We start from the raw sequence: 20,025 nt of genomic DNA on the forward strand, positions 1-20,025 counted from the left end.
CGTTTGAAAACAGGATAAGGAAAGTGAATGGACATAACGATAAGACCAGCAATGCCAAGTGAATTGGCCGCTATTTATGCTTTGGTCACCTCAAACGATGAGTGGACGAAGTTTAACGGCCCTTATTTCCCGTATTCCCACCCATCATTTGAACAGTTTGAAAGTTGTTCGTTCCGACGGTTACTCAATGGAGCTGATTTACAGTTGGTGGTTGTAGACGGTGTGCCTGTAGGAACCGTCAATTGTTATTGGGAGTGTGAAGAGACCCATTGGCTTGAAGCTGGCGTTGTTATTTATGATTCTAAATATTGGGGTAAGGGCATTGCAGCGTTAGCACTTCCTTTTTGGGTCTCTTATTTATTCGAAAATAAGCAGATAGAGCGTGTGGGTTTAACGACTTGGTCGGGTAATCCGCGGATGATGTCACTGGCGTTGAAGTTGGGTTTTCAACAGGAAGCGAGACTAAGAAAAGTACGCTTTTATAAAGGCGAGTATTATGATTCAGTTAAGTATGGCCTGTTGCGTTGTGAGTGGTTGGAACGCCATTAACGACTTGTAAATATAACGGATAACTCTTTGATCTAAAAATCGAGAACGAGCGTATTTTTGTCTAGTTTAACTAGGATGAGTGTGCAATGAAGTTATCGAGAGAAAGTGAATCAAGAATTATTGAAATGGCGTGGGAAGACCGAACGCCATTTGAGGCAATAGAACACCAATTTGGTTTAAATGAATCACAGGTGATTCGTTTTATGCGTAGCCATATGAAGCCGGGTAGCTTCAAATTGTGGCGCGCTCGCGTCGCAGGTCGTGCGACAAAACATGTAAAACTTCGTAGCTCTGAAGTGTCGAGAGGTTATTGTCCAACTCAGTACAAGCATCGTTAAAAGAGGGGATGCCAAGTCAGTATCCCAAATCAATACTCAGATATGGGGAATGAAAGAAATGAAGGTAATGAAACAATTTTGTGCTCTACTTTTAGTGCTGCTTAGCTTCGGCATCAGTCATGTTCAAGCGAATGATACGCGACTTAAGCAAGCTTACGAAAATCACCACAGCGACGTTCAGGTGCGCGGATCGGGTACGGTGTATCGATTACTGCCAGATGATAATAAAGGTTCTCGGCATCAGAAATTCATTTTACGACTTGATAGCGGACAAACATTGTTAGTCGCACATAATATTGACTTAGCTCCTCGTGTTCAGGATCTGGCAAAGGGCGATCGAGTTGAATTTTATGGTGAATATGAATGGAACAAGAAAGGTGGCGTAATGCACTGGACGCACAAAGATCCTCGCAATCATCATGCTCATGGTTGGTTAAAGCATAATGGGAAAGTATACGAGTAAGTGACAACTCGTTTTGTTTTAACGTGAAAAAGGAATTTTGATGTTCAAACTCGAAACCAGCAGACTGATTCTTCGAGACATGACACTCCAAGATGAGATCGCCTTTGTTACCATGTCTCAAGACGCTAAATATCAGCGCTTCTATGATGAGACTGATTGTGAGCCTAGTAAATACCATCAACTCACCCAATTGTTTGTTGAACAGGCTGAGGAAGAGCCTCGCCAGTCCTATCAATTAGCTGTTGAAAGTAAAGAGTCAGGGAAGTTTATCGGAACCGTGTGTTTACGCCTTGAAGATAATAAGCAAGCTTCAATGGGCTGCGCTTTTGCGAGAGAAATTCAGGGGAAAGGGCTACCCATAGAAGCGGCCAAAGCTCTGGCTGGTTTTGGGTTTTCAGAGTTAGGGGTTCATCGAATTTATGCGGAAACCATTGGTGAGAATCTAGCGGCGATAAGGTTGTGTACGTCACTTGGAATGAGACAAGAAGCTTGCTTTAAAGAGCACCGATTCTTCAAAAATAAGTGGTGGGATACCGTTGTATTAGCAATGCTTCGCTCAGAGTGGGAATGATGTGGTCACCTGCAGAAGTGCGCTATGCGAATGTGAGGTGTTTGCCATCAAGTAAGCTAAACAGCACGCTGGTTTTCGCCAAAACGTGCTTATCTTAATTTCTGGGATGGTTGAATCTTGATGCGTGGCATTCTCTAAGTTTATTTGTGTGTAACAACACGTTGAGTATTAAACTAGAGCTTAGTTGTCTGGTTCGTCATCCACGGTGACATCGCCATTCATCGAGTTGTAGTAAATAGATATCCCCGGTACGACTCGATAATGATAACGGCATTGGTCGGTATGGATGTACTCAGCGATATAGTCAGTATCAGTCGGTGAGTTGAAACTAGAAACGCTCGGTGGATCAATCAGGAGAGCCCCCCATACCGAAATACAGTCTTCCGGATTATCTAACCTTGGAAAATCTTCTGCGTAAGGCCATTGCTGTACTGGGTATCCCCATTCATTGAAGTCAAGCTGGCCAGTGGCAGAATCATCATAGATAGGAATATTCGTAGATGGACCGCCACCGTTTAAGGTCAAATTTTTTGAGTAGGCAAGATCGACACCTGTTTTGAAAGCAGCGCCAGTACCTTTTACGGCTGCAATATGCGAATCTGTACTCACATTCAGGAATCTGGGCGCTGCCGTAACGGCGATTATTCCAAGAATCACAATAACGACAACAAGCTCAATAATTGTAAAACCGTTCTTTTTCATTATGCACCTCTTTTGAAGGCGGCAAGTATGCACCATAAGTGACTATTGCCAAAGGAAATTTCTATATTTCAGGGGTGATTTTATAAACCAATTATGAATGTTGTGATTTACATGGCTTTATTTTATAAAACTCAATTGAGACATAACTTAAGTGCCGGATATCCCACTTGAATGTTGAATTTAGATAGACAAGGAGTTTGTTGTAGTGAATATGGTCGAAACGGTAAAGCGGCATCTTTCAGAAGTGGGTTATCCAAAAGTGGGTATCAAAACAGCTCAGGTTCGTTCCATTTCTGCTCAGATTTTTAAGACTATTGAAGACAAAGATATTTCTCACGTGTTGTCTCTGTGTACTCAATTATTGGAACAAAGAGATTGGGCGCTAGGAGTTATCGCGTACGATTGGGCTTTTAGAGTAAGAAAACAATATTCAAGAGACACGTTTCCTGTTTTTGAGCGTTGGTTAAAAGAGTTCGTCACAGACTGGAGCGATTGTGACGACTTTTGTACTCATGCTTTTGGGGAGTTACTGTCTCAATACAATGATTTGTTTGATCTCACAACCAAATGGGTCGAGCATTCGAATTTTGCTGTACGCAGGGCCGCTGCGGTCATCTTAATTTATCCTATCAATAAGAATCGATACTCTGCGTTGGATCCGTTTCGCGTGGCGAATCTATTGCTCGAAGATAACCATGACTTAGTGCAGAAAGGATATGGTTGGATGCTTAAAGTACTCAGTCAAAGAGAACATCAACAGGTTATTGGTTATCTGAATGCTAAGCATGCCGCAATACCAAGAGTGGCTTTTCGTTACGCGATTGAAAAGTTGGACAATGAAATTAAGCGAGAGTTAATGTCGCTTTGATTAGCAGTGTTTGAAGCCAAATTATAACCACAACACCTTAACGTAAACCGCATTTAACTATGTTGAGATTTCTGTAGCGATTTTTGTTCTTTGGAGAAGTTTGAAATGAGTGTCACTATCAGTTTGGCCCAAATTCCTATCGTAAGAGGCAACTGGAGAGAAAACCTTAAGCAACATCTAAAAATGGTAGAGCAATCGTCAAAGTACAATGCGGATGTGGTTGTTTTCCCCGAGCTATCACTGATTGGCTATGAGCTTGATTTGGCTGAAGAACTTGCATTGTCTCTTGAGCCATCAAATTTTGAAGAACTCTCCCGTGCTTCAGTTCAAAGTGAGATGATTGTTGTGGCTGGGTGTCCCTTGCGAGTTCCTGGCTTGTCCCATCCCACCATAGGCGCCGTTGTTTGCTTTCCCGATGGCAGAGTTGAGTTCTACTCTAAACAGCACCTGCATGATGGTGAGGGTGAATACTGCTCAGCTGGCGATGTTGATTATGTATTTGATGTGAATGGGCATAAAATCGCGCTAGCAATATGTGCTGACTTCATAGAGGCGGATCACTCCCAACGAGCTAAACATCTAGATGCTGATATCTATTTAGCGAGCGCTTTAATCTCTGAGAATGGCTTTGATCCGGATTCTAAAATCTTATCTGGAATTGCGTCGGAACACGGTATACCAGTATTACTGAGTAACCATATCTCTATGACGGGAGGTTGGGAAACGTGTGGCAAGAGCTCGGTTTGGAGTTCGCAAGGAGAGCTCGTGATCAGTGCAAACTCAAAAGAGAGTGGCATTGTTCTATGTACGATCTCGGGCTGTGAAACGGATCTTAATCTAGCTGGAAAGTGGCATGCTGAATCAAACTAGAGGTCTCGACAAAGACGGGTTCATCGAAAACCTATACTCTCATAAGAATATCGCTCCCGAATTCCAAGAGGTTGTGAGTGCCGTTATTGATTCGTTGTTAAGTGGCCTTCCGAATCAAATTGATGGTATCTATCTATACGGAAGTGTGCCGAGAGGAACGGCGGTTGTTGGTCGCTCGGATTTGGATGTTTCTATCGTACTCAATACACCTATTGGTCAAAAAGAGAAGCGACTATTTCAGCACCTTTATGACACCATTCCCAAAGCATATCCCCAAGTCAGTAAGCTTGATATCGACCCTGGCTTTCTTTCAGAAGTGTTGCAACCACAAGAAAAATTCCATTGGCAGTTTTGGCTCAAGCACTGTTGCTGTTGTATTTGGGGTAATGATCTAGCTATTGATTTTCCACGTTACAAACCTAGTAGTGAAATAGCCCAAGCTCTCAATGGCGACTTGTCTACATTTCTGGATCAAATGAGTTCGACCTTTAAAACAATGACTGATGCGGATGTCGCTAAGGTGATTGGCAAGAAGTTGGTGCGGGCGGCGTACTACTTTGTCGCTGAGAAAGACGGCAGTTGGTACACCAACCTGAGCCAGTGTACTGCTGTAGCCAAGCGTCATTATTCAGAACAAAGTGACGATATTGAATTAGCACACCAATACGTTCTCGGGCAATTAACCTCTAAAGTTGAAGCCTTGGAGTTGTATGAAAGGCTAAGCAAGAATTTGTCGTGAGCTTAGTGAGCCTGAAAATCGGTGGGGTAAATCATTGGCATATGCATGCCGCTTCGCATTTGTTTTATAAATCATAGCCAGTTGAATGTATTAAAAACTGATGTGTTGTAAGGTCTGTGCTTTATTGCCAATAGAGACCAAGGAACAAAAATGTATGCCAATAAGTATTCTAATTTCTGGAGACGCTTCTTCGCTATCTGGATAGATTCAATCGTATTTTTACCTTTGGAGTGGATAGATGATTATGTACTTTCTGGCGTGATAAGTTCAGGTGGTATTTTTGCTTGGGGAGCGGTGAATTCACTAATTGGTGTCACTTACTACGTTGGCATGCATGCTAAATTTGGGCAAACAATCGGTAAGATGGTCACCCGAGTGAAAGTAGTCGATGTATCTGAAAGTCGAAACCTAACCCTCAAACAGTCTTGTATGAGAGATATTGTCCCAATCATGCTTATACCCTTTAGTCTCTATGCTTACGCGCAACTGTCTTTTTACGGCCAGACTTGGGAAAGTTTAGAGCAAGGCCGGGCCTTTATTTTTGTTGGGTACGCAATGATCGGATGGGTTCTTTTAGAGTTCATCTCCATGCTATTTAATCATAAACGCAGAGCGATTCATGATTTCATTGCGGGCTCTGTTGTCGTAAAGAAAGTCTAATTATCTAAACTTCGGCCTAAGGATAAATCGATGGACGTCCATGAGTGTGTCTCTTTTATCTTGCTTAATGAATCACAAGTCTTGTTAGAAAAACGCAGCGAGTCTAAAGAGACGGATCCGGGCTTGATTACCATACCTGGCGGTCATATTGAGCGCGGTGAAAGTCAGGTACAGGCGTTGTTTCGTGAGCTTAAAGAAGAGCTCAACGTTACTCCTACTGAATACACGTTCTTATGTTCACTTTACCACCCAACAACAGAGACCCAGTTGATTCATTACTTTGTGGTAACCCAATGGGAAGGGGAGATAATCGCACAAGAAGCTGACAGCATCGCGTGGTATTCGCTAAATACTGCTCCTGTTGGTATAGCGGCCGATGGTATTGCTTTGAGAGAAGTGGAGCGAGTGGGTAGTTATCTTTAGTTTGGATTCGATAACATGTTTAAGACGTTTTTGAGGGCCCAAAAACGGTGAAACCCCGATGTTGGTAGCATCGGGGTTTCGAATTTCTAGATTTCTCGACTGGTAAGATCGATTATCTTTTCTATGCAGAAGGCTTGGATTAATCCAATCTTATTCCTTGGTAGGGAATTAGATACGGATGAAGTCCATGTGCTCAACTTTAGGCTTGAACGCGTGACGTTGAACGTCTTGCGGCTTAACCTTAACTTCTGCGCCGTCAATCAGTAGAGTGATTGCTTCGTAGAATTCAGGCTTATCCATTTGGTTGATCACGTCAGCGTGAACAAGTTCGATAGCTACAGCTGCTGCTTCGCCACCGTAGATTACAGCTGGGAATTTACCAGCGTGACGTAGGCGGCGGCTCGCACCTTTACCTAGTTCAGTACGTACTACTGCTTCAAATTTCATAGTTTTACTCTCAAATTAGTAAAAATTAACTTCACACCTCAATGCGACCTTGAGTATGTGGTAATGCCTAGACATAAACGAGTTCATGCTTAAGCGAGCGCGGATACTAACATCACATTCCAATATGAGCAAGTCAGAAGCCCACCTCAAAGTGAATTTCCTTCAATAACGGGTTCGTTTGGAGATAAAACGTTCGCTAATGCTTGTTGAGCCCATTTTAGCCCCTATTACATCGCCATTCTTATCTATTTATATCGCTGCTAAATCATCAAGTTAATGAACGGAAAATGAATGCTTAGCTAAGGCTTGGTTAAGGCTTGGTTAGTTAATCTTAGTGTTAATTAAACAGCAGAATGAATAGGTGAAAATATGGAACCGGTCAGCATTGTCGTTATTACACTAAACGAAGAGAAACGTATTAGCCGCTTAATGGAAGAGTTGAGCGTGCAAACCCACCAAGAGTTTGAAGTGATTGTTGTCGACTCGAACAGTGAAGACAACACAAGAGGAGTGGCACAAGCTTATGAAAGCGCGTTGCCAAAATTAACTGTTCATCATATGGAAAATCGTGGTGTGAGCCTTGGCAGAAATACTGGCGCTTCTTTGGCTCAGTACAACAGAATCCTTTTTTTAGATGCCGATGTGAGCTTGCCTCGAAACTTCCTTGCAAAAGCGCTTTATGAACTAGAAGAGAACAAGCTTGAGGTCGCAGGTGTGTACATGAGTTCGAAAGGTTTGCCGCTTGTGCACAAGTTTGGTTATGGGCTATTTAACGCAGGCCTGTTTACTACCCAGTTCTTTTTTCCTACGGCGATTGGCGCGTGTATTTTCTCGACGAAACGAGCACATGAAGAAATCGGTGGTTTCGATGAAGAGATCGTACTGTGTGAAGATTGTGACTACGTTAAACGTGCAAGCAAGACATGGCGCTTTAGGTTTCTAAATCTGACCTTTGGGTTTGACCCACGTCGATTAGATCAAGATGGCGTTGTGAAGACAGGCTCAACTTACCTTAAAGCCAATGTCAGACGCTTCTTTAAAGGAGAAATGCGTAACAATGAGATGAATTACAAGTTTGGTCACTATAAAGAACAGTAAGCATTGAGGTTGTTATGTTTGATGGATTAGGGCTGTTTTTGGGAGCATTGGGTGATGCTCTCATAGGCCCAAACCTATTTGTACCGGGAGAGCCTTTTTTTATCGCAGCGGGCTTTCAATTGTATTCAGGTGCATGGATGGCGTTAGTTTTAGTGATGCTAGGTGGCTTGCTTGGTGATCAACTCAGTTATTTTATAGGTTATAAATACGGTGCTAAGGCGCAACGAAGGCTCATTAAGTTTCGCCCTAAAACCAAAAGATTAATTGCGCGCTGCCGCTACCTGATTGCTCGCAAAGGTACATATATCATTCTTTTTGCTCGTTTGTTAGGACCTATTGCTTGGGTTGTACCATTTATTGCTGGCTCGCATCGTGTACCGTGGCGCAATTTCAGTGTGTTGGCCTTTACTGGTTTGGTTCTTGGTGGTGGACAGTTCATTGCTTGGGGCATGTTGCTGGCGCATGGCGTTGAAAGCTTTCCGTGGCTTAATAGCCTTAAGATATTTATCTCTGAGCATAATAGCTTGATCGTGGGTGTGTTCGCGGTATTGGTCTTCACCATTATCGGTTACCGAATGAAGTGGCGACGCTTGGTTCTTAAGTCGAGTGCGCTGTTGTTGGCGTGGGTATTGTTTGCAAATTACGCACACTTTTTCTGGAAGGCCGATGATTTTCAGAATCAACAAGGTACGGCTCAAATTAGTAAAGTAGATTGGAACTCGGTTTCCTATAAAGCATTCCCAGGGAAATCGTCATTCTATTCAGCACAAGCGATCAACGTGATTTATGTGGGCTCAACCCCAAGAGATTTAATGCAGCAATTAGGCTGGATAGAGAATCAAACCTTTTCTAGAAATGAGATTGAATGGGCTGGTTATCTCGCATTGCTCAGAGACAAAACGCCGCCAGTGTCCGATTTATATTGGCGAGACAAGCCGCAAGATATGGCGTTTCAATTGCCGGGTAACCTGATGAAGCGCAGCCATATTCGCTGGTGGCGTGCTGGTGTTGATATTCAAACTAATCAGCCTCAATGGTTAGGCGCAATCAGCTATGATGATGGCCTTAAAGTCACTCCTTATTCAGGTATTGTGACCATACTTCACAACATTGACCCTAATGTTGATGAAGAGCGAGATAGGCTCGCTAATCAGATTCGTACGTTACTGCCTGATATTGAGTTAGATAAGTATCCATTGGCAACTGTGGAAGTGATCGATGAAGATCATGATTATTATACTGATGGTAGAATTTTAATGATTGGAGCAACGACCCTGAGTGATGATTCCCAAGCTTGGGATGTCGCTGTGAACGATATATAGAGTTGTATATAAGGTCGATAGAACTAAGCCCTAGCATTACGTTAGGGCTTATTGTGTTTAACTTTTACTTAGCTTGTTCAGCCTTTACTTATTTTAAGTACCAGAGAGGCTTTTAATCCGCCCATTGAGCTCTTGCCGAGCGTTAAGCTGCCTCGGTAACTGTGCGCCATTTCATTTACGATGTTAAGCCCCAAGCCTGTTCCTGGTGTGGTTTCATCGAGTCGAACGCCACGTTTGGTCACTTGCTCAAGTTTCTCTTCAGGAATGCCTTGGCCATCATCTTCAATCACCAATTCTATGTTGCCATCGTCGAGTTCATTTGCATGGACTCGAATAATGCTGCTCGCCCACTTGTAACTGTTCTCGAGTAGGTTACCGACCATTTCATCAAGATCGGTTTTTTCTACCGCCACTTCAATCTCAGAGTCTAGCTCGTTAATCATGGTGACTTCATTGGCGGCATACACTTTATCAAACGCCATTGAGATAGCTTCAACACGCTCGCAAGGTGAAGACTTCACAGAAAGAATGTTCATTGCACCGGCCATACGCGCTCGGCCAAGGTGATAATCTATTTGGCTTTGAATCTGATGAATGGGCTGTTGCAGCAGTGCTTTGTCATCCTCGGGCAGTCGCTCTATCTCATTTTTCAGAACGGAAAGCGGTGTTTTCAACGCGTGAGATAGGTTTCCAGCGTGGTTGCGAGCTCGCTCCAATAACTCTTGATAGTGGAAGAGTAGGGCATTGAGGTCAGAAACTAGCGGAGAAACCTCTTTCGGGTAGTTATCGCTTAACCCTTGTTGCTCGCCGTTTCTTAACATTACCAGTTCACGTTGCATCTTGCTGAGTGGTAATAACGACCAACTGACTTGAATGCCGATGAGCAGTAGCACACCCACAAACAACAACATCAGAATCAACCATACTTGACTAGTAAGCTCGGTCAATGTGGATTCTAGTGGGTCTTCATCAATACCTATGGTGATGGTAACGGGCTCATTTAGTTCAGGTAAGTAGATGTCTTGCTCAATGTAAATCAGCTTCTCATCTTGTGGCCCTTTGACCGATGTGTGGATAGGAGAACGCTTGATGGTGAGGTCTTTGTCCCATAGAGATCGAGCTCGAATAATCTGGTCTTGGGTAGCAGCTCGCCAATAAATACCACTGTAGGGTTGGTTAAACCTAGGGTCAGACAGACGCTCTGCCATGATGAGGTTACCATTGTCATTGGTTTCTATGTTGGCGGTTAACTCGTCCATGGTTAGGCTGAGCTGTTGCTTGACGTCATCGACCAAGTAATCGTTAACCAACTTAGGTATTCCAACGCCTGCTGCTAATATCATCGCACCTAGCCAAAAAGCCGCGGCGAGGAGCAAGCGGCTTTTTAGACTGACGTTTTTAAGTGTTCGTTTTTTTAGATTCATACGTTATCAGCCTGTCTTTGCTCATCTTGCTATGAGAACAACGATGGTCAGCACAGGCTGTCCACTTAATTGATGGTTGTGCTTAAATTGACGACTGCTCTTAGCTTAATTAAATACAGCATTATTCAGCATTCAGTTGGTAGCCAAGGCCACGAACGGTTTTGATGATCTTAGGTGCGATTTTCTTACGAATACGCCCGATAAACACTTCCACGGTGTTTGAATCGCGGTCGAAGTCTTGTTTGTAGATGTGCTCAACCAACTCAGTGCGCGAGATAACCTTGTTTTGGTTATGCATGAAGTAAGCAACAACTTTGTACTCCAATGCTGTCAAGCTGACGGCTTGGCCTTGCCATAACACTTTAGAACTGCGTGTATCTAGGCTTAAATCACCAATTTGAAGTATCGGTGCCGCACTGCCTGACGCTCGGCGTAGTTGAGCACGAATGCGGGCGATAAGTTCAACCATTTCGAATGGCTTAGTTAGGTAATCATCTGCACCTGCATTCAAGCCCTCAACACGCTGAGTTAGGGTGTCACGAGCACTTAAGATAATTACTGGTGTGTTAATGTTTTCGTCTCGAATGCCTTTTAATACGGTAAGGCCATCAAGCTTAGGTAAACCTAAATCGAGAACAATCGCGTCCCACTCTTCTGATGTTGCACGGTAGAGTGCATCAATACCATCTTGAGAAAGCTCTGGAACCCAGTCGGCTCCCTCAAGTGTTTCAATAATTTGTTGGCCCAAACGAGGCTCGTCTTCAACGACTAAAATTTTCATAATTGTTCTTCTTAATTCTTGTAATGACTGTTCGTTGTGCTTAATGGTGTCTTTAAAGTTGCGGCTCTTACTTATTCACCGTGCTTAATTGCGTCTTTAAAGTTTCGGCCTTTAATCATGAGCATTTCTAACGTCTCAGCGTTGTATTCGACTTTGATGATGTTGTTTTGGTAATTGATTTTTAGTTCATACACCCAAATGTCGTCATCTTCTTCTAGCTCTACTTTAATAATTCGACCATGAAGATCGTTTTCAACCGCTGCATACATTTCTGAGAAAGGGCGGATATAACCTTCTCGAACCGCTTCATAGACTTCGTCTTGATCTTCTTCAAATTCGATACGAGTTCCTGCTTTGTGAACGTCTTGTACTAGGTCGTGACCATTATGATGTGAGTCAGCCCATGCGCCAGCAGAAACAAATAAGCCTAAGCTTATAGAAAACAAAGAAATCATAGCTTTACTAAACATAGCGAATCCTAGAGAAGGTTGATAGCGTTCAGTATAAAAAAGTAATTCTGAACAGAAAGTGAACCTGATTAATAATGAGAATTTGAACCTAAAAACTTCAAACTTATTGGTTAAAGGCTTGATAACAGCAGACTAACCATTGAGTGTTAAGAACATAATATCTAGCGTTGTTGAAGCTCGTCTTCGAATATCTTGTCTCTCATTTTCCAAAAGCGTCCGACTTTACGTGCGATGACGAATTGAGGTGGCCGGAATCTGTGTTGGTGAGCAACCACTTTCGTTGGTGACGCTTCTTCAAAAGGGCGGTGTCTGTCTGCAAGGTGAGGGCGAACAAACTGGTCTTTGAAGTTCTGCTTCTGCTTTTTGGTGGTTAATGACCAAAACTCATGCACTTGCGCTTGGTTTTCACCGCGATAGGTGACTTTAAGTTGTGATTTACCTTTATCATCTTTAAGCACGTTGAGGTCCATTTCTAAGCACTCGAATACCAAAGCATCTTTTAGGTTCAGTGCCTCTTTAAGTTTTTTGTCTGGGTCGACTAAGGTTGCATCGCACTCATGACAAATACGCGCGGCAATGTCGTTATCGGCCCCACATTCACCACAATATTTCGCTCGGAAGCGATAATTACAGTGCTCGCGTTCCCCTGTGTCTTCGTCGGTAAAGTAGCCTTGGCATTTACGACCAAAGTGTTCAAGTAAGAAGCCGTTGCTGTCTAATTTACCCCAAAAGTTATTATTGAAGCCGCAAGCAGGGCAGGGAATGGTGATGATCTCACTGTCAGAATCGGGTTTTGGGTCACCCACTTCAGGTTGGTATAGATCGTAACTGTTGCCCGCATAGTCGAGCACTAAACACTCTTTTTTACCAGGAGACAAACGTAAGCCACGACCAACGATTTGCTGGTACAAGCTGATGGATTCAGTTGGGCGTAGAATCGCTATTAAATCGACATGCGGCGCGTCAAAGCCTGTGGTTAATACCGATACGTTGACTAAGAATTTGATCTTACGTTCTTTGAAATCGTTGATGATTTGATCGCGCTCTAGCGTAGGCGTGTCACCAATTACAATTGATGATTCGCCTTCTGGCAATAAGCCAAGGATCTCTTGTGCGTGTCGAACCGTCGCAGCAAATACCATGATGCCGAGTTTGTCTTTGGCCAGTTCAATGATTTGGTCGACAATTTGTGGAGTAGCGCGTTTAGATTGCTCGATCACCATGTCGAGTTCGGCTTCTTTATAGCGACCAGTGCTCGCTGGCTTTAACTGTGAAAAGTCATAGCTTAAAACTGGCGCATCGATCATACGTGCAGGGGTTAAGAAGCCTTCGTCGAGCAGGTAGCGAATTGGAAGTTCGAAAATACAGTCTCTGAAAAAGCGAGGTTCTTCAGATCGAACTTGTCCACGTGTGTGGTATTGGTAAAGCCACCCCATACCAAGACGATAAGGGGTAGCGGTTAATCCAAGCACCTTGATGCCCGGGTTATTCTCACGCAAGTGAGTGATTACTTTTTGATAGCTACTGGTCTTTTCATCGGGGACACGGTGACACTCATCGATCACCAATAGTGAAAATTGGTTAGAGAATGAGTCGAGGTTTCGAACGACGGATTGCACCGAAGCAAACACGACTTGTTGGTCGGTCTCTTTACGTCCTAAACCCGCAGAGAAGATCGAACCCTTCAGCCCGTAGCCTTCATACTTTTCATGGTTCTGCTCAACCAGCTCTTTTACGTGAGCAAGTACCAGTACACGACCTTTCGCAAGCCTTGCCAGTTCTGCAATTACAAGGCTTTTTCCAGCACCTGTCGGAAGCACAAGAACAGCCGGAGTTTGGTGTTTTCTGAAGTAATGAATCACTGATTTTACGGAATCAGCTTGGTACGGGCGGAGTGTATACATATCGCGTCTTGTAAGGTGGAAAACAAATAGTGTGAAATAGCTCAACTAATTGAGCAAAGGTGACTATAATACCCGACTTAGATTAGTTGAGGTATTCATGCGTTTAGATAAATTTCTGTGCGATGCATTAGGCGTCACTCGAAGAGAAGCAACACACTTATTAAAATCCAAGGCAGTGACAGTTAATGATGTCATTCAAAAAAGCGGTTCACTCAAGGTAACTGAAGAGTGTGTTGTCGAATGGCAAGGCAATGAACTGAATGTGCATGGCCCTCGTTACATCATGCTTTATAAGCCAGAAGGCTTTGTTTGTTCGCATGAAGATGGCGCAAATCGTATCGCGTTTGAATTACTCGATGAAATCAAAATGGATAAGCTGCATTTCGCTGGTCGTCTAGATATTGATACAACGGGTCTTGTGTTGATTACTGATGATGGTAAGTGGTCTCACCGTATCACATCACCAAAGCATAAGTGCGAGAAGACGTACCGTGTGTGGTTGGTTGAACCGGTTGAAGACGATTACGTTGAAAAATTCAAAGAAGGCATTCAGCTTAAGAGCGAAGATGGCCTAACACTTCCAGCACACCTAGAAGTTCGTGCAGAGCGCGAAGTATTGCTAACGATTCATGAAGGCAAATACCACCAAGTTAAACGTATGTTTGCTGCACTTGGTAATAAGGTAGAAGCGCTGCACCGTGAACGTATTGGCGAAATTGAAATGGACGAATCTTTAGAGCTAGGTGAATACCGCTACCTAACGCAAGAAGAAGTCGACTCTATCTGGAAGTAATCCTTTCTATCGTGGATGTAGCCGACCAAGGATAGCGTCGGCTGATTATTTTGACTGGTACTAGGACAGTTTCAGCCATTATTACTATATGTTCATGTATGTGTGCGCATATTCGTGTATCACTGTGCGTATTCGTATATTGCTGCGTGCATGCTCGTGCACAAATAAAACCTAGTACTTAGCCGGAGAGTTATGCAAACATCGCCCCCACAGAGCCCAAGCTCCCAACCAGACCCCCCTCAATTAGGCTTAGTGCTGTTTTTGATTCTAGGTGCGATTGGTGCACTGACTCCGCTCGCCATTGATATGTATCTGCCTGCGATGCCTACCATTGCCAAAGATCTTGGTGTGACGGCGGGTGAGGTACAAATTACGCTAACAGCGTATACCGCGGGTTTCGCACTGGGGCAGTTGCTGCATGGGCCGTTGGCGGATAGCTACGGTCGTAAACCTGTATTGCTCATTGGTGTGTTCTTGTTTGCTATTGCGTCTATGGTGAGTGCGACAACACACGGCATTGAAGCGCTGACTTACATTCGTACTGCTCAAGGTTTTGCTGGTGCTGCCGCAGCGGTTATTATCCAAGCGGTGGTAAGAGATATGTTCGATCGTGAAGATTTCGCGAGAACCATGTCTTTCGTTACCTTAGTGATGACGGTAGCGCCATTGGTCGCTCCGATGATTGGCGGCTACTTAGCGTTGTGGTTCGGTTGGCGCTCTATTTTCGGGGTGCTGGCTATCTTCTCTGTGATCGTAATTCTAGCGGTATCGATGAAGATCCCTGAAACGCTCCCCGCAGAAAAGCGACAGCCACTGCGCTTTAAAACAACGATTCGTAATTACGCGCGTTTGTGTAAGAACCCAACGGCGATGGGCTTGATTTTCTCTGGTGCATTCTCTTTTTCAGGCATGTTTGCGTTCTTAACGGCTGGCTCATTCGTTTACATTGATATCTATGGTGTTCGCCCTGATCTGTTTGGCTACCTGTTCGGTCTGAACATTGTTGCGATGATCTTGATGACGAGCATCAATGGTCGAATCGTTAAGAAAGTGGGCTCTCATGCCATGCTTAGAGTGGGCTTAACCATTCAACTATTTGCTGGCTTAGGCCTACTCGTCGGTTGGATGCTGGATATCGGTTTGTGGGGTATTGTGCCGTTTGTGATGCTGTTTATCGGCACACTGTCTACTATTGGTAGTAACTCAATGGCACTGCTTTTAAGCGGATACCCGAATATGGCCGGCACAGCGTCTTCGCTTGCGGGCACATTAAGATTTGGTACTGGTTCTGTGGTAGGGGCAATTGTTGCAATGCTACCAAGTGACACTGCAGGGCCAATGGCTATGGTGATGGCAGTTTGTGCAATACTGTCAGCATTACTATATTGGACATTAGGAAAGAAGGCATAATGTCAAAATACTATATTGAAATTCAGAAGTTAGTGAACGATGCGTTAGGCGAACTGTATGCTCTACATAAGTCAGGTAAAGCGATCGATGCGCCTATCGCGAACAACCTTTACCTTGTTCGCTGGGTAACAAAAGCGATTAAGTCTCAAGCGTATGATCGTGTGATTGTGCCAGACTTGGTTCGCTGGCAGAAACAGGGGCGCTCAAAAGGCAACAACTCTGATTTAACTTTTACCTTTAAACGTATTTCTGCGTTTTACGGACGTTTTTTCCCTGAAGGCGAAGAGCCTAAAGCACTAAAAGACAGTGATGTTGAAGCGTTCATGGACAAAATGTACGAGATGGGGTGGAGCGTATCGAGTGAAGACGAGCTAACGACTGGCGGCAAGATCCAATTCTTCACCGATGGTGAGCACTCTTTTGCCTTGTGTGGCAAACAGTGCGACGACTCTTTTGACGGTGAGTTGATGGTTAAGCCTATGAACTGGTTTGTTCGTGGTAACCACGCTGAGTTCATCCAAGCGGCGATGGAAGCGGGGTTCATGCTTCACAAAGTAACGGACTATAAGTCTGCAGTGAAGTATCACGGTGAATACATCGTTTACCCTGCTAATCAAGGCAACCAATTGGCTGAGATCCCAATTAGCGTTATTGGCTAGTAGCGGATTCGGGATACGAGATGAGAGATACGAAGAGCGGAATTATCCGCTCTTTTTTTGCCTATCATAGCGCGTGTCGCTAATTTGCTGTTAAGTCTTTTCGTATCCCGTTACCCGAATCTCGTATCCGTTTTAATCTATTCGCATCTCGACACTCGAATCCCGCATCTGCTTTTAGTCTTTTCGCATCTCGTTACCCGAATCTCGCATCCGTTTTAATCTATTCGCGTCTCGACACTCGAATCCCGTATCTGCTTTTAGTCTTTTCGCATCTCGACACTCGAATCTCGCATCTGCTCTTTTGCTTGCTTCTCAATCGCCTTCACCATGCCTTTAAAGATAAATAGGTGAGCTGGCATCATTGCGAACCAATACAGTAATCCAAGAAAGCCTTTAGGGTGCCACCACGCTGAAATGTTCAGCTCGCGAGAGTCTCCGTGGTCAGAGGCGGTAATTTCGAGTCGTCCTAAACCGGGGCCTTTCATACCGAAAAGCAGAGATAAAAACTGATTCTCTTCACAGCGAATGACCTTCCATGAATCGATTTTGTCACCGACTTTTAGGTTGGGGCCTTCTGGCATTTGACGAACAGGTACCCCGCCACCGAAAAGAACATCCAACCATTCTCGTGTGCGCCATAAAGTGTTAGCGAAGAAGTAACCTTGCTTCGGGCTTCCGATTTGCTGAGCAACATGCCAAAGCGATTCTAGTGGTGCACTTGAGGTGATACTTGCGCCTGTTTTCTTCGGGTAATAGCCATACCCAGCTTGCCAGCGTTTGAAGGCGGTTTTGTCAAAACCCCACACATTACTCTTTACGAAGTTGCCCTCAGAATGAATAGCTTGCTCAACCATATTCTCGAACGAGATAAGCTTCTGAGGGTACTTTTCTCTAATGGTGGTCGAACTGGCGATAAAATCGTGTTTTAAGCCTGCGAGAAGCGCTCTGCCTATGTTAGAGGGTACAGAGGTTACCACGCCCAGCCAATATGAAGCGATTGACGGCGTTAGTAGCGATGTCGCCCAAAGCCTGAGTGGACGATCGGCTGTTTTGGCTATGTGAGCAAATTGATTTCGATAAGAGACAATATCCGGCCCGCCAACCTCGAAGGTTTGGCTTTCGCTAGGCGTTTCTTGTGCAAGTTTCAGTAGGTAGTGGTTTAGGTTCTGCAATGCAATCGGGTTGGCTTTAGAATCGACCCACTTTGGCGCAATCATAATCGGCAAGTTGTACACAAAGTCTCGCATGATCTCGAATGCCGCAGAGCCTGGGCCTATGATCACGCCTGCTTGAAGTTCGGTTATCGGTACTGGTCCTTTACGAAGTAGCTCACCGGTTTTCTTTCTCGCTTGAAGGTGCTCTGAGTCGCCGGTTTGAGGCTGAAGCGAGCTTAGATAGATAACGTGCTGGTTTTTAGGGCCAAGTGCAGAGACAAAGTTGCGAGCTAGATTTAACTCATAATCAATAAAGTCGTGGCCTTCTGCCATTCCATGGACAAGGAAGAAGATAAGATCAAAATCGGGGACTAAGGCTTGTGTTGCGGCTTGATCAGCCAGGTCAAGATACTTAAGTGATAAGTTTTCGTGAGGCTCGGTCCGTGCCTTTAAATACTCGATATGCCTTGCTGCTGCAGTGACTTGATAGCCTTGCTTAAGCAGAAGAGGGAGGAGTTGCGAACCAACATATCCAGAAGCGCCTAAAACCAGTACTTTCTTCATTGTTACTCCATGTAATGTGCTATTCAAAGTTCGGACACGTTACTCAAGGTAACTGCGTTAACTTGCTTATACACCAATTTACCAGTGATGGATGTAAAAAAGCCAATAGAATTAACCTATTGGCTTTGAGCTTCAAGAGCAGCCTGCTCTTTTATCTAAGAACGAGCGACATAAGGTATTACTTACGAGGTTGGGCTAAGGTTTTGACCTTTATATTCACCAGTGAGTGTCTTGAGGAATGCCTTAATCGCATCAACTTCTTGGTCGCTCATTTCAACACCTACTTGATACTTACCCATATCGAAAATCGCCTTGTCTAAAGTTTCTGCCTGTCCGTCATGGAAGTAGGGCGCTGTCAGCTCGATGTTTCTCAGTGTAGGGACTTTAAACTTGTGTCGGTCCGATTCGATACCTGTTACGTTGAAACGCCCCATATCTTCTGGTGTGATGTCAGAACCACGGTCAGAGAAGTAATCCGCTTTGAGGCCCATTGCCTCAAAGGTTTCACCGCCCATGGCTTCACCCGCATGGCATGTACCGCAGCTATACTTTTTGAAAAGCATTAGGCCATATTTTTCATGGCTATCTATAGCATCGACGTTACCCGTTAAGTATTGGTCAAAACGGCTGTTGGGTGTCGTCAATGTCTTTTCAAATTCAGCGATAGCGTGAGTGATTGTGTGGCCGCTGATTTCACCTTCGTAGGTCTTGTCGAACATAGCCACTAATTCTTGGTCGTGGCTAAGCTTGTCAACTATCTGATCCCAACCTTCAGAACCCATTTCAATTGGGTTGAATGGAGGACCGCCAGCTTGGTCTTGTAAGTCACTTGCTCGACCGTCCCAAAATTGGAGCTTGTTGTACACTGAGTTGAAGACGGTTGGTGCATTGATTCCGCCCACTTGACCATGAATGCCGATCGAGCCAACGAGGTTGTCTACTCCACCCGTATCGAGGCCATGACATGATGCACAAGACACGGTGTCATCTCCAGACAGGCGCGTATCGTGATATAAGGCCTTACCTAACTTAGCCCTGTCTTCGTCAACGTCAAAGCTAGAATAGATAGGCTGCAAAGCGAGCTTTTTTCCCTCGTCATGCACCGGTGAGTTGGCGTGAAGAGTGGCACGAGTGTGACGAATCCATCTAAGAAGCGTGTGTTTTTCTTCTTTCGAAATTCCCGCTGACCAGTGCATCGATTGGTAGATTTTTGGTGGCATGGAATCGTCATAAAGCACTTTTTCGATACGAGCTAATGCCACTTCAGATATTGGTTCTTTACCTTGTACCCCATTGAAGAGCTGAGTGATTTCAAAGTGTTTCATACCAGATTGAAGGTCTTTATCCATAAGGTTTTTAGCGATTGGCCAGTTGGCATAAAAAGGCATCTCGCTGTCGCCTGTATGGCAATAACTACATCCCTTATCTGTAAGTACTTTCATCGCTTGATAATCAAGAGATGACTTATCGAGTGATGAGAATTGCGCCAAGTTTTGCTCGGCCAGTTTTTGGTCATTTTTGTCGACCCAATACACCGAGCCTAAATAAGCCAATATCCCTAAACCAACTAAACTTAATATTATTTTTTTATTATTCATCTTTTAACTCCCTAGTGAATTGGCTAGGAAGTTATTGAATTTAAGCGACTTTATGAAATGACAAAAAGGAATCAATATTAATCGAATAACTAGATGGAGAATAATTTAACGAAATAAAACCTTTTAATTCATTTGGTTATGTTAGCTTGTTAAAAATGGCAACAAATACAACGCGATGCCGATCGCTACTAACTTTGATTTCAATCAATTTACCTGCC

22 protein-coding genes are annotated in these 20,025 nt (G+C 44.1%); 14 read left to right on the top strand and 8 right to left on the bottom strand.

What is annotated here, in order from left to right; genetic code table 11:
- Positions 1 to 27 precede the first annotated feature (27 nt).
- The 4 genes from QQ041_RS01520 to QQ041_RS01535 all read left to right on the top strand — a co-directional run bounded on the left by QQ041_RS01520 (position 28) and on the right by QQ041_RS01535 (position 1,921).
- Entirely contained in the window at positions 28 to 549 is a 522-nt protein-coding gene (locus tag QQ041_RS01520; RefSeq protein ID WP_285952954.1) for a GNAT family protein, read from the top strand.
- A gap of 86 nt (positions 550 to 635) precedes the next feature.
- Positions 636 to 887: a TIGR03643 family protein gene (locus QQ041_RS01525; RefSeq protein ID WP_285952955.1), complete on the top strand. Its 252-nt coding sequence runs from the start codon at positions 636 to 638 to the stop codon at positions 885 to 887.
- 67 nt (positions 888 to 954) lie between these two features.
- Positions 955 to 1,350 carry a DUF3465 domain-containing protein gene (locus tag QQ041_RS01530; RefSeq protein ID WP_285952956.1) on the top strand — a complete coding sequence of 132 codons (396 nt, stop codon included), beginning with the start codon at positions 955 to 957 and terminating at the stop codon, positions 1,348 to 1,350.
- Positions 1,351 to 1,390: 40 nt separating this feature from the next.
- Complete coding sequence (locus QQ041_RS01535; protein ID WP_285952957.1) at positions 1,391 to 1,921, top strand: GNAT family protein; 531 nt, start codon at positions 1,391 to 1,393, stop codon at positions 1,919 to 1,921.
- A 180-nt stretch (positions 1,922 to 2,101) separates the two neighbouring features.
- On the opposite strand, the gene QQ041_RS01540 is transcribed toward QQ041_RS01535, so the two are convergent.
- Entirely contained in the window at positions 2,102 to 2,623 is a 522-nt protein-coding gene (locus tag QQ041_RS01540; RefSeq protein WP_285952958.1) for a prepilin-type N-terminal cleavage/methylation domain-containing protein, read from the bottom strand.
- Positions 2,624 to 2,828: 205 nt separating this feature from the next.
- On the opposite strand from QQ041_RS01540, the gene QQ041_RS01545 reads away from it, so the two are divergent.
- The 5 genes from QQ041_RS01545 (at position 2,829) to QQ041_RS01565 (ending at position 6,183) form a co-directional block, all read left to right on the top strand.
- A complete protein-coding gene (locus QQ041_RS01545; RefSeq protein ID WP_285952959.1) occupies positions 2,829 to 3,491 on the top strand; it encodes a DNA alkylation repair protein in 663 nt (220 codons plus the stop codon).
- Positions 3,492 to 3,596: 105 nt separating this feature from the next.
- Positions 3,597 to 4,361, top strand: coding sequence for a carbon-nitrogen hydrolase family protein (locus QQ041_RS01550; RefSeq protein ID WP_285952960.1), 765 nt, complete (start codon positions 3,597 to 3,599; stop codon positions 4,359 to 4,361).
- Positions 4,345 to 5,100, top strand: a complete 756-nt coding sequence (locus QQ041_RS01555) for a nucleotidyltransferase domain-containing protein (protein ID WP_285952961.1) — start codon at positions 4,345 to 4,347, stop codon at positions 5,098 to 5,100. Before QQ041_RS01550 ends, QQ041_RS01555 begins: the two co-directional genes overlap by 17 nt.
- A 150-nt stretch (positions 5,101 to 5,250) precedes the next feature.
- Positions 5,251 to 5,760 (top strand): RDD family protein, encoded by a 510-nt coding sequence (locus QQ041_RS01560; protein ID WP_285952962.1) that lies wholly within the window; start codon positions 5,251 to 5,253, stop codon positions 5,758 to 5,760.
- 30 nt (positions 5,761 to 5,790) lie between these two features.
- A complete protein-coding gene (locus tag QQ041_RS01565; RefSeq protein ID WP_146491910.1) occupies positions 5,791 to 6,183 on the top strand; it encodes an NUDIX hydrolase in 393 nt (130 codons plus the stop codon).
- Between the two features lie 168 nt (positions 6,184 to 6,351).
- Here the strand turns inward: QQ041_RS01565 and rplY are convergent, their stop codons facing one another.
- Positions 6,352 to 6,630, bottom strand: coding sequence for a 50S ribosomal protein L25 (gene rplY / locus QQ041_RS01570; RefSeq protein ID WP_010441516.1), 279 nt, complete (start codon positions 6,628 to 6,630; stop codon positions 6,352 to 6,354).
- 369 nt (positions 6,631 to 6,999) lie between these two features.
- On the opposite strand from rplY, the gene QQ041_RS01575 reads away from it, so the two are divergent.
- Together QQ041_RS01575 and QQ041_RS01580 are read left to right on the top strand one after the other, a co-directional pair.
- Positions 7,000 to 7,728 carry a glycosyltransferase gene (locus QQ041_RS01575; RefSeq protein ID WP_146491927.1) on the top strand — a complete coding sequence of 243 codons (729 nt, stop codon included), beginning with the start codon at positions 7,000 to 7,002 and terminating at the stop codon, positions 7,726 to 7,728.
- Between the two features lie 14 nt (positions 7,729 to 7,742).
- Complete coding sequence (locus tag QQ041_RS01580; protein ID WP_285952963.1) at positions 7,743 to 9,050, top strand: LssY C-terminal domain-containing protein; 1,308 nt, start codon at positions 7,743 to 7,745, stop codon at positions 9,048 to 9,050.
- 77 nt (positions 9,051 to 9,127) lie between these two features.
- Here QQ041_RS01580 and QQ041_RS01585 read toward each other — a convergent pair whose 3' ends face one another.
- The 4 genes from QQ041_RS01585 to QQ041_RS01600 all read right to left on the bottom strand — a co-directional run bounded on the left by QQ041_RS01585 (position 9,128) and on the right by QQ041_RS01600 (position 13,629).
- Complete coding sequence (locus tag QQ041_RS01585; RefSeq protein WP_123325945.1) at positions 9,128 to 10,474, bottom strand: ATP-binding protein; 1,347 nt, start codon at positions 10,472 to 10,474, stop codon at positions 9,128 to 9,130.
- A gap of 121 nt (positions 10,475 to 10,595) precedes the next feature.
- Positions 10,596 to 11,255, bottom strand: coding sequence for a response regulator transcription factor (locus QQ041_RS01590; protein WP_017060377.1), 660 nt, complete (start codon positions 11,253 to 11,255; stop codon positions 10,596 to 10,598).
- A gap of 71 nt (positions 11,256 to 11,326) precedes the next feature.
- The gene (locus tag QQ041_RS01595; protein ID WP_017108242.1) at positions 11,327 to 11,725 is read right to left on the bottom strand and encodes a PepSY domain-containing protein; all 399 of its coding nucleotides are present in this window, start codon (positions 11,723 to 11,725) and stop codon (positions 11,327 to 11,329) included.
- A gap of 161 nt (positions 11,726 to 11,886) precedes the next feature.
- Entirely contained in the window at positions 11,887 to 13,629 is a 1,743-nt protein-coding gene (locus tag QQ041_RS01600) for a DEAD/DEAH box helicase (RefSeq protein ID WP_146491929.1), read from the bottom strand.
- A 97-nt stretch (positions 13,630 to 13,726) separates the two neighbouring features.
- Here QQ041_RS01600 and rsuA point away from each other — a divergent pair, with 97 nt between their 5' ends.
- The 3 genes from rsuA (at position 13,727) to QQ041_RS01615 (ending at position 16,491) form a co-directional block, all read left to right on the top strand.
- Positions 13,727 to 14,422, top strand: coding sequence for a 16S rRNA pseudouridine(516) synthase RsuA (gene rsuA / locus QQ041_RS01605; RefSeq protein WP_017060380.1), 696 nt, complete (start codon positions 13,727 to 13,729; stop codon positions 14,420 to 14,422).
- A gap of 192 nt (positions 14,423 to 14,614) precedes the next feature.
- Positions 14,615 to 15,832 carry a Bcr/CflA family multidrug efflux MFS transporter gene (locus QQ041_RS01610; protein WP_285952964.1) on the top strand — a complete coding sequence of 406 codons (1,218 nt, stop codon included), beginning with the start codon at positions 14,615 to 14,617 and terminating at the stop codon, positions 15,830 to 15,832.
- Complete coding sequence (locus tag QQ041_RS01615; RefSeq protein ID WP_010441495.1) at positions 15,832 to 16,491, top strand: DUF2913 family protein; 660 nt, start codon at positions 15,832 to 15,834, stop codon at positions 16,489 to 16,491. The genes QQ041_RS01610 and QQ041_RS01615 overlap by 1 nt, the downstream gene beginning before the upstream one ends.
- Positions 16,492 to 16,748: 257 nt before the next feature.
- Here the strand turns inward: QQ041_RS01615 and QQ041_RS01620 are convergent, their stop codons facing one another.
- Both QQ041_RS01620 and QQ041_RS01625 read right to left on the bottom strand, forming a co-directional pair.
- Positions 16,749 to 18,209 carry a DUF2867 domain-containing protein gene (locus QQ041_RS01620; RefSeq protein ID WP_285952965.1) on the bottom strand — a complete coding sequence of 487 codons (1,461 nt, stop codon included), beginning with the start codon at positions 18,207 to 18,209 and terminating at the stop codon, positions 16,749 to 16,751.
- 182 nt (positions 18,210 to 18,391) lie between these two features.
- On the bottom strand, positions 18,392 to 19,807 hold the full coding sequence (locus QQ041_RS01625; RefSeq protein WP_285952966.1) for a cytochrome c peroxidase: 1,416 nt from the start codon (positions 19,805 to 19,807) through the stop codon (positions 18,392 to 18,394).
- Positions 19,808 to 20,025 lie beyond the last annotated feature (218 nt).

It is taken from the genome of Vibrio sp. TMPB1044, assembly GCF_030442075.1.
In the GTDB taxonomy this organism is placed as follows: Bacteria; Pseudomonadota; Gammaproteobacteria; order Enterobacterales; family Vibrionaceae; genus Vibrio; species Vibrio satsumensis.

Bases quoted from the DNA above. Each gene is read 5' to 3' on its own strand.
- QQ041_RS01595 (WP_017108242.1), bottom strand. From the start codon at position 11,725: ATGTTTAGTAAAGCTATGATTTCTTTGTTTTCTATAAGCTTAGGCTTA.
- QQ041_RS01610 (WP_285952964.1), top strand. From the start codon at position 14,615: ATGCAAACATCGCCCCCACAGAGCCCAAGCTCCCAACCAGACCCCCCT.
- QQ041_RS01530 (WP_285952956.1), top strand. From the start codon at position 955: ATGAAACAATTTTGTGCTCTACTTTTAGTGCTGCTTAGCTTCGGCATC.
- QQ041_RS01625 (WP_285952966.1), bottom strand. From the start codon at position 19,807: ATGAATAATAAAAAAATAATATTAAGTTTAGTTGGTTTAGGGATATTG.
- QQ041_RS01560 (WP_285952962.1), top strand. From the start codon at position 5,251: ATGTATGCCAATAAGTATTCTAATTTCTGGAGACGCTTCTTCGCTATC.
- QQ041_RS01575 (WP_146491927.1), top strand. From the start codon at position 7,000: ATGGAACCGGTCAGCATTGTCGTTATTACACTAAACGAAGAGAAACGT.
- QQ041_RS01580 (WP_285952963.1), top strand. From the start codon at position 7,743: ATGTTTGATGGATTAGGGCTGTTTTTGGGAGCATTGGGTGATGCTCTC.
- QQ041_RS01520 (WP_285952954.1), top strand. From the start codon at position 28: ATGGACATAACGATAAGACCAGCAATGCCAAGTGAATTGGCCGCTATT.
- QQ041_RS01525 (WP_285952955.1), top strand. From the start codon at position 636: ATGAAGTTATCGAGAGAAAGTGAATCAAGAATTATTGAAATGGCGTGG.
- QQ041_RS01600 (WP_146491929.1), bottom strand. From the start codon at position 13,629: ATGTATACACTCCGCCCGTACCAAGCTGATTCCGTAAAATCAGTGATT.
- QQ041_RS01615 (WP_010441495.1), top strand. From the start codon at position 15,832: ATGTCAAAATACTATATTGAAATTCAGAAGTTAGTGAACGATGCGTTA.
- QQ041_RS01565 (WP_146491910.1), top strand. From the start codon at position 5,791: ATGGACGTCCATGAGTGTGTCTCTTTTATCTTGCTTAATGAATCACAA.
- QQ041_RS01540 (WP_285952958.1), bottom strand. From the start codon at position 2,623: ATGAAAAAGAACGGTTTTACAATTATTGAGCTTGTTGTCGTTATTGTG.
- rplY (WP_010441516.1), bottom strand. From the start codon at position 6,630: ATGAAATTTGAAGCAGTAGTACGTACTGAACTAGGTAAAGGTGCGAGC.
- QQ041_RS01550 (WP_285952960.1), top strand. From the start codon at position 3,597: ATGAGTGTCACTATCAGTTTGGCCCAAATTCCTATCGTAAGAGGCAAC.
- rsuA (WP_017060380.1), top strand. From the start codon at position 13,727: ATGCGTTTAGATAAATTTCTGTGCGATGCATTAGGCGTCACTCGAAGA.
- QQ041_RS01620 (WP_285952965.1), bottom strand. From the start codon at position 18,209: ATGAAGAAAGTACTGGTTTTAGGCGCTTCTGGATATGTTGGTTCGCAA.
- QQ041_RS01585 (WP_123325945.1), bottom strand. From the start codon at position 10,474: ATGAATCTAAAAAAACGAACACTTAAAAACGTCAGTCTAAAAAGCCGC.
- QQ041_RS01535 (WP_285952957.1), top strand. From the start codon at position 1,391: ATGTTCAAACTCGAAACCAGCAGACTGATTCTTCGAGACATGACACTC.
- QQ041_RS01555 (WP_285952961.1), top strand. From the start codon at position 4,345: ATGCTGAATCAAACTAGAGGTCTCGACAAAGACGGGTTCATCGAAAAC.
- QQ041_RS01590 (WP_017060377.1), bottom strand. From the start codon at position 11,255: ATGAAAATTTTAGTCGTTGAAGACGAGCCTCGTTTGGGCCAACAAATT.